Annotated in this window: 15 protein-coding genes; 7 read left to right on the top strand and 8 right to left on the bottom strand. The window is 62.6% G+C overall.

Annotated features, from left to right (window positions below; genetic code table 11):
* Positions 1 to 106 precede the first annotated feature (106 nt).
* The 3 genes from hemN to APH44_RS23235 all read left to right on the top strand — a co-directional run bounded on the left by hemN (position 107) and on the right by APH44_RS23235 (position 3,016).
* Entirely contained in the window at positions 107 to 1,489 is a 1,383-nt protein-coding gene (gene hemN, locus APH44_RS23245) for an oxygen-independent coproporphyrinogen III oxidase (RefSeq protein ID WP_054894759.1), read from the top strand.
* A 190-nt stretch (positions 1,490 to 1,679) separates the two neighbouring features.
* Complete coding sequence (gene fnrA / locus APH44_RS23240; protein WP_054894758.1) at positions 1,680 to 2,414, top strand: Crp/Fnr family transcriptional regulator FnrA; 735 nt, start codon at positions 1,680 to 1,682, stop codon at positions 2,412 to 2,414.
* 53 nt (positions 2,415 to 2,467) lie between these two features.
* Complete coding sequence (locus tag APH44_RS23235; RefSeq protein WP_054894757.1) at positions 2,468 to 3,016, top strand: adenine phosphoribosyltransferase; 549 nt, start codon at positions 2,468 to 2,470, stop codon at positions 3,014 to 3,016.
* 32 nt (positions 3,017 to 3,048) lie between these two features.
* Here APH44_RS23235 and APH44_RS23230 read toward each other — a convergent pair whose 3' ends face one another.
* Positions 3,049 to 3,978 (bottom strand): class I SAM-dependent methyltransferase, encoded by a 930-nt coding sequence (locus APH44_RS23230; protein ID WP_054894779.1) that lies wholly within the window; start codon positions 3,976 to 3,978, stop codon positions 3,049 to 3,051.
* A 29-nt stretch (positions 3,979 to 4,007) separates the two neighbouring features.
* Positions 4,008 to 4,910: a DMT family transporter gene (locus APH44_RS23225; protein ID WP_054894756.1), complete on the bottom strand. Its 903-nt coding sequence runs from the start codon at positions 4,908 to 4,910 to the stop codon at positions 4,008 to 4,010.
* A 132-nt stretch (positions 4,911 to 5,042) separates the two neighbouring features.
* Here APH44_RS23225 and APH44_RS23220 point away from each other — a divergent pair, with 132 nt between their 5' ends.
* From APH44_RS23220 to APH44_RS23210, 3 genes are all read left to right on the top strand, one after another.
* Positions 5,043 to 5,480, top strand: coding sequence for an Lrp/AsnC family transcriptional regulator (locus APH44_RS23220; protein WP_054894755.1), 438 nt, complete (start codon positions 5,043 to 5,045; stop codon positions 5,478 to 5,480).
* A gap of 432 nt (positions 5,481 to 5,912) precedes the next feature.
* Positions 5,913 to 7,448: an NCS1 family nucleobase:cation symporter-1 gene (locus tag APH44_RS23215; RefSeq protein ID WP_054894754.1), complete on the top strand. Its 1,536-nt coding sequence runs from the start codon at positions 5,913 to 5,915 to the stop codon at positions 7,446 to 7,448.
* A 17-nt stretch (positions 7,449 to 7,465) separates the two neighbouring features.
* The gene (locus tag APH44_RS23210; RefSeq protein ID WP_054894753.1) at positions 7,466 to 8,194 is read left to right on the top strand and encodes an aspartate/glutamate racemase family protein; all 729 of its coding nucleotides are present in this window, start codon (positions 7,466 to 7,468) and stop codon (positions 8,192 to 8,194) included.
* A 79-nt stretch (positions 8,195 to 8,273) separates the two neighbouring features.
* Here the strand turns inward: APH44_RS23210 and APH44_RS23205 are convergent, their stop codons facing one another.
* The 5 genes from APH44_RS23205 to APH44_RS23185 all read right to left on the bottom strand — a co-directional run bounded on the left by APH44_RS23205 (position 8,274) and on the right by APH44_RS23185 (position 11,348).
* The gene (locus APH44_RS23205) at positions 8,274 to 8,519 is read right to left on the bottom strand and encodes a hypothetical protein (RefSeq protein WP_054894752.1); all 246 of its coding nucleotides are present in this window, start codon (positions 8,517 to 8,519) and stop codon (positions 8,274 to 8,276) included.
* Positions 8,506 to 9,006 carry a hypothetical protein gene (locus tag APH44_RS23200; RefSeq protein ID WP_054894751.1) on the bottom strand — a complete coding sequence of 167 codons (501 nt, stop codon included), beginning with the start codon at positions 9,004 to 9,006 and terminating at the stop codon, positions 8,506 to 8,508. Before APH44_RS23200 ends, APH44_RS23205 begins: the two co-directional genes overlap by 14 nt.
* A 116-nt stretch (positions 9,007 to 9,122) precedes the next feature.
* Positions 9,123 to 9,782, bottom strand: a complete 660-nt coding sequence (locus APH44_RS23195) for a hypothetical protein (RefSeq protein ID WP_054894750.1) — start codon at positions 9,780 to 9,782, stop codon at positions 9,123 to 9,125.
* A 174-nt stretch (positions 9,783 to 9,956) separates the two neighbouring features.
* Entirely contained in the window at positions 9,957 to 10,301 is a 345-nt protein-coding gene (locus APH44_RS23190; protein ID WP_232233468.1) for an FKBP-type peptidyl-prolyl cis-trans isomerase, read from the bottom strand.
* A gap of 33 nt (positions 10,302 to 10,334) precedes the next feature.
* Positions 10,335 to 11,348: a DMT family transporter gene (locus tag APH44_RS23185; RefSeq protein ID WP_306109882.1), complete on the bottom strand. Its 1,014-nt coding sequence runs from the start codon at positions 11,346 to 11,348 to the stop codon at positions 10,335 to 10,337.
* Between the two features lie 73 nt (positions 11,349 to 11,421).
* Here APH44_RS23185 and APH44_RS23180 point away from each other — a divergent pair, with 73 nt between their 5' ends.
* Positions 11,422 to 12,315 (top strand): LysR substrate-binding domain-containing protein, encoded by an 894-nt coding sequence (locus APH44_RS23180; RefSeq protein WP_054894748.1) that lies wholly within the window; start codon positions 11,422 to 11,424, stop codon positions 12,313 to 12,315.
* On the opposite strand, the gene APH44_RS23175 is transcribed toward APH44_RS23180, so the two are convergent.
* On the bottom strand, positions 12,312 to 12,716 hold the full coding sequence (locus APH44_RS23175) for a GFA family protein (RefSeq protein ID WP_054894747.1): 405 nt from the start codon (positions 12,714 to 12,716) through the stop codon (positions 12,312 to 12,314). The two genes, APH44_RS23180 and APH44_RS23175, sit on opposite strands and share 4 nt — an antisense overlap.
* Positions 12,717 to 12,803 lie beyond the last annotated feature (87 nt).

The following is a 12,803-nucleotide window of genomic DNA, read 5'->3' as shown; positions in this document are numbered from 1 at the left end:
AGTGTTGCGCCAGGTAACTGCCGACTCGGCTTGATACAAGTCAAGACCCCTTCCTACAGACATATCTAGACTCCGGGCACTGCTGCTCTATCCGGGGACTGCCCACATGCTCGACGACCTACGTTGGGACGCCGACCTGATCCGTCGCTACGATCTGGCCGGACCACGCTACACCTCCTACCCGACCGCCGTGCAATTGCATGGCGAAGTGGGTTCGTTCGACTTGCTGCATGCCCTGCGCGAAAGCCGCCGTGCGGTGCGCCCGCTGTCGTTGTACGTGCACGTGCCGTTCTGCGCCAACATCTGCTACTACTGCGCCTGCAACAAAGTCATCACCAAAGACCGCGCCCGCGCCGCGCCCTACCTGCAGCGCCTGGAGCAGGAGATCCAGCTGATCGCCTGTCACCTCGACCCCAAGCAACGGGTCGAACAACTGCATTTCGGCGGTGGCACTCCCACCTTTCTCAGCCATGTGGAACTGCGCCAGCTGATGACCTGCCTGCGCCAGCATTTCAACCTGCTGGATGATGATTCGGGTGACTACGGCATCGAGCTCGACCCGCGCGAAGCCGACTGGTCGACCATGGGCCTGTTGCGCGAGCTGGGCTTCAACCGTGTCAGCCTCGGCGTGCAGGACCTGGACCCGGCCGTGCAGCGAGCGATCAACCGCCTGCAGAGCCTGGAGCAGACCCGCGCTCTGGTGGAAGCCGCACGCACCCTGCAATTCCGCTCGGTGAACCTCGACCTGATCTACGGCCTGCCACGCCAGAGCCCGGAAGGTTTCGCCCGCACCGTCGAGGAGGTGATTCGCCTGCAGCCAGACCGCCTGTCGGTGTTCAACTATGCGCACCTGCCCGAACGCTTCATGCCCCAGCGACGCATCGACGCCGCCGAGTTGCCAGCCCCGGCCGCCAAGCTGGAAATGCTGCACAACACCATCGAGCAACTCACTGCCGCCGGCTATCGCTATATCGGCATGGACCACTTCGCCCTGCCCGACGATGAACTGGCCATCGCCCAGGAGGAAGGTACCCTGCAACGCAACTTCCAGGGCTACACCACCCACGGTCATTGCGACCTCGTGGGGCTGGGGGTTTCGGCTATCAGTCAGATCGGCGATCTCTACTGCCAGAACAGCAGCGACCTGAACACCTATCAGGACACCCTCTCCAGCGCCCAACTGGCGACCCAGCGTGGCCTGCTGTGCAATCAGGATGACCGTGTGCGCAGGGCCGTGATCCAGCAACTGATCTGTCATTTCGAACTGGACTTCGAGCAGATCGAGCAGGCTTTCACCCTGGACTTTCGTGGTTACTTCAAAGGGCTCTGGCCACAACTGCAGGCCATGCAGCGCGACGGCCTGATCACCCTCGACAGCCACGGTATCAAGGTGCTGCCGGCAGGTCGGCTGCTGGTGCGCTCGGTCTGCATGGTGTTCGATGCCTACCTGGACCTGCACAATCGCCAACGTTTTTCCCGGGTCATCTAGTCGTTTTTCCGAGACGTTACACCGCATGGACAGTCCGCCTTGTCAGGCACACCATGGATTGGTAGAAGGCGCCCGAACTCATCCGCGCAGGGCGCCGCCAAGCCGCACCAAAAAAGTGCAGGCTGGCCTCCAGTCCAGCTGTGGGTTACCCTTACAGCTTATGTGTGCTTTATCACAAGGATCGAAAGAAATGTCCGAGCCAGTCAAACTGCGCCCTCACAGCCAGGCCCATTGCAAGGATTGCAGCCTGGCCCCTCTGTGCCTGCCCCTGTCGCTCAATCTCGAGGACATGGACGCACTGGATGAAATCGTCAAGCGCGGCCGCCCTCTGAAGAAGGGCGAGTTCCTGTTCCGCCAGGGTGACAATTTCGGCTCGGTCTACGCTGTCCGCTCCGGCGCCCTCAAGACCTTCAGCCTCAGCGATGCCGGCGAAGAGCAGATCACCGGCTTCCACCTGCCCAGCGAACTGGTCGGGCTATCGGGCATGGACACCGAAGCCTATCCGGTCTCGGCCCAGGCCCAGGAAACCACCTCGGTCTGCGAAATCCCCTTCGAACGCCTCGATGAGCTCTCGGTGCAACTGCCGCAACTGCGCCGCCAACTGATGCGGGTGATGAGTCGCGAGATCCGCGACGACCAGCAGATGATGCTGCTGCTGTCGAAAAAGACCGCCGACGAGCGGATCGCCACCTTCCTGGTCAACCTCTCGGCACGCTTCCGCGCCCGCGGTTATTCGGCCAACCAGTTCCGCCTGAGCATGTCGCGCAACGAGATCGGTAACTACCTGGGCCTGGCGGTGGAAACCGTGTCGCGCGTGTTCACCCGCTTCCAGCAGAACGGCCTGCTCAAGGCCGAAGGCAAGGAAGTGCACATCCTCGACCCGATCCAACTGTGCGCGCTGGCCGGTGGTGCGATGGAGGTCTGATCGCTGCCACGGCAGGGTATACTGACGCCACGTTTTTCCAGGATACCCGCCCCATGCACAGCGACACCTTCGACCTCAAAGCCCTGATCCGTCCGGTAGTGGACTTCCCCAAGCCGGGCGTGATCTTTCGTGACATCACTCCGCTGTTCCAGTCGCCACGCGGGCTGCGCTATGTCGCCGACCAGTTCATCGAGCGCTATGTCGAGGCCGAGTTCAGCCACATCGGTGCCATGGATGCACGGGGTTTTCTGATCGGCTCGATCATCGCCCACCAACTGAACAAGCCCCTGATCCTGTTCCGCAAGCAGGGCAAACTGCCGGCCGACGTACTGTCGGAGCCCTACCAGACCGAATACGGCGAAGCCTTCCTGGAAGTGCATGCCGACAGCCTGTGCGACGGCGATTCGGTACTGATCTTCGATGACCTGATCGCCACCGGCGGCACCCTGCTGGCGGCCGCCAACCTGGTGCGCCGTACCGGTGCCAGGGTATTCGAGGCTGCAGCGATCATCGACCTGCCCGAGCTCGAAGGCTCGCGCCGCCTGCAAGCCGCCGGGGTGCCGACCTTCTGCCTGACCGAGTTTTCGCTGTCCGAATACTGATCAGCGACCGGGCCGAACCCGAGTCCTCGGGTTCAGCCCAGCCGTTGGAAGACCAGCGCCTTCAACCCGCCTTGTGGGTCGGCATCGGGAAACTCCGGTGGATTCTCGAGGCGCTCGACAAAGGCCAACTGCGGCGCCTGCTGCGCCATGCCGTCGATGAGAAATTCCGGGCCGATCGCCGGATCGTTCACGCAGGCCAGCACTGTCCCGCCCTCACTCAGCAGTTCAGGTAAACGACGCAGGATCTTGGCGTAGTCCTGGGTGAGCACGAAGCTGCCGCGCTGGAAGGTCGGCGGGTCGATGATGATCAGGTCGTACGGGCCGTACTTGCGCACCTTGCCCCACGACTTGAACAGCTCATGCCCGAGATAAGCGACGCATGACGCATCATGGCCATTGAGGCGGTGGTTCTCGCGCCCACGCGACAGCGCCGACTTGGCCATGTCCAGGTTCACCACCTGCTGTGCGCCACCGGCAATGGCCGCCACAGAGAACCCGCAGGTGTAGGCGAAGAGATTCAGCACCCGCTTGCCCGCAGCCTGCTCCCGCACCCAGCGGCGACCGTAGCGCATGTCCAGGAACAATCCGTTGTTCTGCCGAACGCCCAGGTCCAGCAGGTACTTCAAGCCGTCCTCGATCACCTCGCGCTGCTGGCAGGGCTCGCCGAGCAGCCACTGACCGGGGCTGTCGGGCAGGTAGCGGTGCTGCAGCAGGATCGCCTGTCCGCTCCATTGCGGGCGCTCGGCGAGGGCACGCAGCATCGCCTCGAGTTCGGCCAACTGGCCATCGGGCGGCTCGCGGAACAGCGCGACCAACAGCACCCCGTCGAGCCAGTCGACGGTGATCTGCTCCAGGCCCGGCCAGCAACGGCCACGGCCATGGAACAGACGACGGGTTTCGACAGGCGCGGGGTCGAGGGCGGTGAGCAGGTGCTGCTCCAGAGTGTGAATCGGGGAGGTCATGGCGGGCCGCATAGCGAAAAACCGCCATTCTACCTGCTTTGTGAGGCCGAGGCCGCCCTGCGCGACCTGAACCACCATCCCTGCTGCATCCCTGCCGCCGCCAGCAGGATCAGCGCCACGCCCAGCCACTGCAGCGGTGCCAAGCGATGGCCGAACGCCACCCAATCTACCAGGATCGCGGCGATCGGATAGATGAACGACAGCGCGCCGGTCAGCGCCGTGGGCAGGCGTTGGATGGCGCTGTACAACAGCACGTACATCAACCCGGTATGCACCACCCCCAGTGTCACCAGGCTACCCAGCGCGGCAGGCGCTGCCGGTAGCCCGCCGAACCCGACCCAAGGGGCCAGCAGCAGTGCGCCGGTGCTTACCTGGATCAAGGCAATCAGGTGCGGCGGGGTTCCGCTCAAGCGCTTGATGATCAATGCCGCCACGGCATAGAGCAGCGCCGCCCCCAATGCCAGGCCGATACCCAGCAGGTACTCATCGCCGCCCTGCCCTTGCCCGTGAGCGCTGACGATCGCCAGCATGCCGAGGAAGGCCAGTGTCAGCCAGGTCAGCTTGGCTGCGGTAATCCGCTCGCCAAGAAACACCGCCGCCAGGCCCACCAGCAGGAAAGGCTGGACATTGTAGACGGCCGTGCCGATGGCGATCGAAGCGCGCGAATAAGAGGCGAACAGCAACAACCAGTTGCCGACGATGGCGACCCCGCTGAGCACCGCCAACAGGAAGGTGGTGCGGCTTAGGATACCGGGCTTGAGAAAGCCCATGACCGCACAAATCAGCAGCAAGGTGCCAGCGCCCAGCACACAACGCCAGAACACCACGTCCAGCACCGGCTGCCCGGACACCAGCACGAACCAGCCAATGGTTCCGGAAATCAGCATGGCGGCAACCATTTCCAGCGAGCCGCGACGAATCGAACTGTCCATCTCATGCCTCCTGTCGAAGATGGCAACAGTATGCTGGCGCGGACATGGGCACTCCAGCGGATAAACAAGGCCAGAATCACCAATCGCCTTTACTATCAAGGCAGATTTCCATTTTTACCTGACGAGGCAAGCATGACCGACGATATCGACCAACTGCTGATCAATGCCCTGATGGAGGATTCGCGCCGCTCGCTCAAGGCCCTGGCGCAGATCAGCGGGCTCTCCGCCCCCAGCGTCAGCGAGCGGCTGCGCCGCCTGGAAGAACGCGGCGTGCTGCGCGGCTACACCGTAGAAATCGACCCACGCTGTTTCGGTTACCAGTTACAGGCCATCGTGCGAATCCGGCCGCTGCCGGGGCAATTGCAGGAAGTCGAGCGGCAGATCGTCGCTATTCCCGAGTTCACCGAATGCGACAAGGTTACCGGCGAGGACTGCTTCATCGCCCGCCTGCATGTGCGCTCGATGGAACAGCTGGACACCCTGCTTGACCGGCTCAACACCGTGGCCGAGACCAACACCGCGATCATCAAGAAGACACCGGTCAAGCGGCGCCTGCCACCGATGGCATGACCCAAGATTTGTACACAAGAATGTCACCTAGAGTGCCATTTTTGTGTGCACCGGTTACGGACATGCCCCAACACGTTACACCGGAAAGCCGATAAAAATTGACTCTAAAATCAACTAATAAGTGAATGCAAAATAAATACTGATCAAATGGTCAATTTATAGTTCTTTATTTTCATAAAGTTACCAAACAAAAGGAGAAAGTCAAAGTAATAGCAACTCAGAAACTGTGCCCTCTCTGGCATGGAACTGGCTTGAGTGAACTTGTGTTTTGTATACAACTTAAACAAAACATAAATACACAAGAACACGCAGCGCCTGCCCCGCAGGCCGCTAGCGCCCAGAACCCAGTGATGCCAATGCTGCACAGACGAGAAGGCGAGCCCGTGCGCAAGCCCGCCTCATCGCAGTCCTAGCGCATCAGGAGCCGCCGGAATGAGTAGCAGTCTCGACCTTGCCCCTGAACTTTCCGTTGCCAGCACCAGCCCCACCGCCACCACGCTGGAAAACCCCGCCGGACCGTACGAGCTGAGTCCACGCCTGCACAACCGTGATCTTGCGCCAACCCGCATCGAGGGTCGGCGCTGGGGTGGCTACAGCATCTTCGCCCTGTGGACCAACGATGTGCACAACATCGCCAACTACTCTTTCGCCATGGGGCTGTTCGCCCTGGGCCTTGGCGGCTGGCAGATTCTCGTCTCCCTGGCGATCGGTGCCGCGCTTGTCTACTTCTTCATGAACCTCTCCGGCTACATGGGCCAGAAGACCGGCGTACCGTTCCCGGTCATGAGCCGCATCGCCTTCGGTATCCATGGCGCGCAGATTCCCGCGCTGATCCGCGCGGTGATCGCAATCGCCTGGTTCGGTATCCAGACCTACCTGGCCTCGGTGGTACTGCGCGTGCTGCTCACCGCCGTGTGGCCGCAGGTAGCCGTCTATGACCACGACAGCATTCTCGGATTGTCGAGCTTGGGCTGGGTATGCTTCGTGGCGATCTGGATCGTGCAGTTGGTGATCCTCGCCTACGGCATGGAGATGGTGCGCCGTTACGAAGGTTTCGCCGGGCCGGTGATCCTGCTGACCGTGGCGAGCCTGGCCGCCTGGATGTTCTTCAAGAACGATGCGCGCATCGCCTGGTCGGTGGCCGATCCGCTGACCGGCTACGAGATGTGGCGCAACATCTTTGCCGGTGGCGCGCTCTGGCTGGCAATCTACGGCACCCTGGTGCTCAACTTCTGCGACTTCGCCCGGTCCTCGCCATGCCGCAGGACCATCCGCGTCGGCAATTTCTGGGGCCTGCCAGTGAACATCCTGGTATTTGCGGTGATCACCGTGGTGCTGTGCGGCGCACAGTTCCAGATCAACGGCCAGGTGATCGACAGCCCGACCCAGATCGTCGCTACCATCCCCAACACCCTGTTCCTGGTCCTGGGCTGCATGGCCTTCCTGATCGTCACCGTCGCGGTGAACATCATGGCCAACTTCGTCGCCCCGGCCTTCGTGCTCAGCAATCTGGCACCACGCCACCTGAACTTCCGCCGCGCCGGGCTGATCAGTGCCACCGTGGCGGTGCTGATCCTGCCGTGGAACCTGTACAACAGCCCGCTGGTGATCGTGTACTTCCTGTCCGGCCTGGGCGCCCTGCTCGGCCCGCTGTACGGCGTGATCATGTCCGACTACTGGCTGCTGCGCAAAGGCCGGGTCAACGTGCCGGAGCTGTACAGCGAGAACCCGGCCGGCGCCTATCACTACTCGCGTGGCGTCAACCTTCGGGCGCTTGCGGCGTTCATTCCATCGGCCCTGCTGGCGATCGTGCTGGCGCTGGTACCGCACTTCCACAGCGTCGCGCCATTCTCCTGGCTGATCGGCGCAGGTACCGCGGCCGCGCTCTACCTGCTGATCGCACCGCGCAATCGCCAATACCTCGACGTCAGCGGCGAAGCCATCGCCGTCGACCACAGCAGCCATTGATCAAGGGAAGTTCTTTGATGCGTATTCTGATCGTCAACGTCAACACCACCGAAGCCATCACCGAGGCCATTGCCGAACAGGCGCGCAGCGTTGCAGCGCCCGGCACCGAGATCGTCGGGCTGACGCCTTGGTTCGGCGCAGAGTCGGTGGAGGGAAATTTCGAGAGCTATCTGGCCGCCATCGCCGTGATGGACCGGGTGCTGGCCTACGACCAGCCCTACGACGCGGTGATCCAGGCCGGGTACGGCGAGCACGGCCGCGAAGGTTTGCAGGAGTTGCTCAATGTACCGGTGGTGGACATCACCGATGCCGCCGCCAGCACCGCGATGTACCTGGGCCATGCCTACTCGGTGGTCACCACGCTGGATCGCACCGTGCCGCTGATCGAGGATCGCCTGAAGCTGTCCGGACTCTACGACCGCTGCGCCTCGGTACGGGCCAGCGGCCTGGCGGTGCTGGAGCTGGAAGCTGATCCGCAGCGCGCCGTGGAGGCCATCGTCGAACAGGCCGAGCGTGCCGTGCGTGACGACAAGGCCGAGGTGATCTGCCTGGGCTGCGGCGGCATGGCCGGGCTCGACGAACAGATTCGCCAGCGTACCGGCGTGCCGGTGGTTGATGGCGTGAGTGCGGCGGTGACCATCGCCGAATCGCTGGTGCGACTGGGGTTGAGCACGTCGAAAGTGCGCACCTATGCGACGCCACGGGTGAAGAAGGTGGTGGGCTGGCCGATGCGGTTGGGGCGGTAAATGCATCTCGAGGCTGCCGCATCGTCATCCTGAAGGCGCGGCGGCCTTGTCACAAGCTGACCCACTCTCCCAGTGATGCTTACGACTTGTCGACATGCCGGTTGCTGCGCAGCATGAGAAAAATGCCGATGGATACAGCGGACGACTTCCACATGATTATTTCGTGACCGAAAACTCTCCACATTTCGGTCCAGAAAAAGCTGGCCAAGCCCCCCGCTAGAAGGGCCAGCCCTACCCATCCGCGCCAGGGTGATACGGTCCAGCGATCCAGTGTCCACCAGATGATCATGATCAAAATCGGCTGCAGCAGATCATCGAGCGACATGCTTAACCCCAGCTTTCAGTAACAGGGAAGTAGAACTGCGTTGCGGACCAATACCGCCCTGGACCTTGGCCTCGGCTGATACCAAGACATCACCCGCGTGAAACGTTGGCAGACGGTTGGAGACAAAAGCGAATGTGCCCATCTTTGTCGCACCAACTACCAACGCCGGGGCGAACGTCCCGGTGACTGCAGCACCCCCTGCCGACACCAGAGTAGCGACTGTCCAGCGCTGTGAGTTCAGAGCATCCCCCTGCTCGCGCGTCAACGGCAATGAAACCGCCACCACCATTACGCAGGGCAACTGCCCGGCCTGCATCCGCTCGTACAGTTCCTTCACCTTGCCGACCACGCGATACTGATGTCGGCCCGCTGTTGGAATATGCAGCGTATTGAGCCAGCAGCAGTTATCGGCCCTCACGGTGAACTCGATGACATCGAAGGTCACGCCGCGATGACCGATGAACCGATAAGACCGATCGATTTCCATGCAACCCCGCACTCCTCACGCCCGGTATCGAATTTCCGGAAACCCGTGAACAGTGCCTTGTCGTCACCTGGAAATAAGTCGGTCTGGACACCCCGACCGAGTCAGAAACGTCTGAATCAGGTCGGGCAAACCTCGGACCCACCATCGAGTTCCTGACGCACGTTGCGGCTGAGCATGGTGGCCTTGCCGTCATGCCAGGTCAGGGTGATCACGTAGAGCGTGTCGAAATCATCGCCGTCCCAGTCCGACGTGATGACGCGCTTCTCGCCCAGGGCCTTGCCAGCCACGGCGTTGATCAGGTCTGGCAGGTAGCCGTGCGACCAGGCGGTGTAGACCGTGGCGTTGCGGTACTTGGCGCGCAGCAGTTCTTCGGCGAGATCGTCGTAGTCGTTGGCGCCGAAGTCGATATTGACCGGCAGCCCAAGGCGGATGGCGCTGGGACTGATGGTCATGAGCGGGCGGATGTAGCTGTAGCGTTTATCCTCGCTGCCCTCCTCGACATGTCGGCCGGGGTCGGCGGCGAACACGTAGTCGGCAGCGCCGAAACGCTCCGGCAGCAACGTGGCGAGGTCGATGGCGCGGTTGAGGCCCTGGCAGTTCAGTTGCCCCAGCCCCTCGCCGGGCTTCTCGGCATGGCGCAGGAACACCAGCGTCTGGGTTCCATCACCGTGCTGGTCGCGACTTTGCACCACATCGAGGGTCAGCGGTATCAGCACCGCGGCGAGGGTGAGACCGAGAAACAGGTGACGGCGTCGCAGGTATTGCATCCACTTCATGGCAGGGCTCGTTCGGCTAAGGACGGGGAGCATCCTTGCTTGTGCACCATCCTTGCCGGCGGCGGTGCAAGGCACCGGCCGCCTGATGGGCTCTTCCATGCTGGCCCTCCCTGGCAGCAGCCATGTTGGACCATCGATGTTGCCGAATTACGTCACCCTTGCAACAACTGGACATCAATCATCCCGCGTCAGCACCTCGAGCAACTCGATCTCGAAGGTCAGGTCCGAGTTCGGCGGGATGCTGCCCACCGAGCGCTCGCCATAGCCCAGGTGCGCGGGTACCTGCAGCCTGCGCTTGCCGCCCACGCGCATGCCCATCAGGCCCTGGTCCCAGCCCTTGATCACCCGGCCGGTACCGATCACGCACTGGAAGGGCTTGCCGCGCGACCAGGACGAGTCGAACTCGCTGCCGTCGGCCAGCCAGCCGGTGTACTGTGTGGTGATCAGGGCGCCTTTGACCACGGCCTTGCCGTCGCCTTCCTGGATCTCGGTGATGTGCAGTTCCTGAGTCACGGTCATTTCCTTGCGGCAGATTTCGAGGCCGCCCTTTTCTCAGGAATGCACGGATTTGGCAAGTCCGGGGGCGACGTCGTGCTGGCGCATCGACCACAGCACGCCACCGATCACCAGCACGATGGCTGCTGCCTCCAGCAAGGTTGGGCCAGACTGGCGCCAGAGGAAGGCATACAGCAGGCCGAACAGCGTCTCGAACACGATCAGTTGCCCGCTCAAGGTCAGCGGCAGACGCTTGGAGGCGGCATTCCACAAGGCCATGGCCAACCAGGAGCCGAGCACGGCGCAACCCAGCGCGGCAACCCAGAACAACCACCAGCGTTCGACACTGGCCTGCGCCTGCAATTGCTGCGGGAACCACAGGGCCAGAATGGCCAGCAGCACCAGGCTGACAAGACCGGTAACCGCGCCACACAGCACCGACCACTGGTGGCTGTCGAAACGTGCGCACTGCTTGAGGTAGCGGCTGTTCTCCCCGGCGTACCAGGTCCAGCAGGCCAGGGCGACCAGCGCATAGACCAGGCCCATGAACTTGTCGCCAGCATCGCCTGCTGCGAAGGCGAATGTCTCGAGGTTGATGCACGACATGCCGAGCAGGATCAGCATCAGCGGGCCGATCAGGCGCGACAGCGGCACCGCCCCGCTGTCGTTGCGGCCATAGAGAGTAATGGTCAGCGGCAGCACACCGACGATCAGCGAGGCGGGGGCCACGCCCAAGCGCTGGATCGCCGCCACCAGGCAGATGAAGTACAGCAGGTTGCCGATCACCGACAGGCGCAACAGCATCCACAGGTCGCCCACCGTCAGGCGCCGCAACTGGCGGGCCATGGGCAGTGCCAGCAGCACCGAGATCAAGCCGACCATCACATAGCGCACGGTGCTGAGCAACACCGGATTGAACTCTGGCAGCACCTCCGGAACCATCAGTACCAACCCCCACATTGCGCCAGCCGTGCCGGCATACATCACCCCGCGTTTCACCTTGTCTCTCCTGTTGGTGGATGCGCGCAGGCTACCGGTTGCACGCTTGACCGACAAAAGATGAATGGGCATGCAGCCATTCCCTGGAGGAATGGCTTTCAGCTGAGTATGCTGACGCTCTGTAATCCCAGCAGGCGCCACCACCATGAGCCGCTACAGCCGTCACCTTCCGCCCCTCGATACGTTGATCGCCTTCGAAGCCGTGGCACGCACGGGCAGCTTCACCCGTGCAGCGGGCGAGCTGTACCTGACGCAAAGCGCGGTGAGCAAGCAGATCCGTCTGCTCGAGGATCATCTCGGCGCACAGCTGTTCGAGCGACGCGCCCGAGGCATCGTCCTGACCACCGCGGGCACGCAGTTCCACGGTTTCGTCGAGCCGATGCTCGACAAACTGTTGGCCCACGTGCAGCGGCTCAAGAGCGGGCACGGCGATCGACACGTCAGTGTCATCTGCACCCACGCCGTCGCCCAGTACTGGCTGTTCCCGCGCCTGCTGCGGTTCAACGAGCAGCATCCAGAACTGACGGTGAATATCCACGCCAGCAACGACATCAACGAGAGCCTGATCGCCGACTACGACCTCGGTATTCTCTATGGGCATGGCCGCTGGGCCTCGCTGCAGGCCGGCAAGCTGTTCGACGAGGTGATCTTCCCGATCGCCAGCACCGCACGCGCGCTGCCCACCATCGACAACGTTGCGCAGTTGCAGGGGCTACCGCTGATTCAGCTGGATGCCTCGGCCTGGAACTGCCTGGACTGGCATGACTGGTTCAGCCATTTCGGCTTGCGCTACCAGCCGCCGGCCGATGCGCTGACCTTCAATCAGGTCAATCTGGTGTTCGATGCCGTGCTGCAGGGCATGGGGGTGGGCTTGGGCTGGGAAGCCATGGCTCGCGAACGCATAAAAAGCGGGCTGATCCGACCGGTGTCGGACTTCGTGGTCCGCACCGGCCAGGCCGACTACCTCGTGCACGACCGACAGAACCCGCCCTCGTCCGCCGCCGAGGTGTTCGGCGAATGGCTGCTGGAGCAGGCCTAGCTGAACAGCTGCATGACCTGCTCGCCAGTGAGGTCCTGGGTCTGATTGGAGAAGCAGTACCAGCTCGGGCGCTCGTCGACGTAGATCTGCATCGTGAACTGCCAGTCATCGCCTTTGAGCAGGCCGACCGGCAACGCGTATTCGTTCTTGGCGATCAGGCGGTAGTAGAGGTGAGTGCCACACTGCCCGCAAAAGCCCCGCTCGGCCCAGTCGGAGGAGCGGAAGACGCTGGGAACAGCGCCTTCGAAACTGGGCGGCTGGGTGCAGTGCACTGCCAACATCGGGCCTCCGGCCCAGGTGCGGCACATGCTGCAGTGGCAAGCGTTGACTTCGAGGTTTTCGACCGTGGCAGTCAGGCGGGTGGCGCCGCAGAGGCAGGCGCCGTGCTTGGTGTGAGACATGGGATGGGCTCCTGGCGGGTGGGGAAGCTGCAAAGTATAGCGGTACCGCTACAGACCTCTTCGTGGGCAAGTCGCAGCGGCGAACCG

Origin of the sequence: Pseudomonas sp. NBRC 111143 (assembly GCF_001320965.1) — a bacterium.
GTDB classification, from domain to species: Bacteria; Pseudomonadota; Gammaproteobacteria; order Pseudomonadales; family Pseudomonadaceae; genus Aquipseudomonas; species Aquipseudomonas machongensis.
Note: the sequence above shows the minus strand (reverse complement) of the source record. Positions and strands in the feature narration are given on the sequence as shown.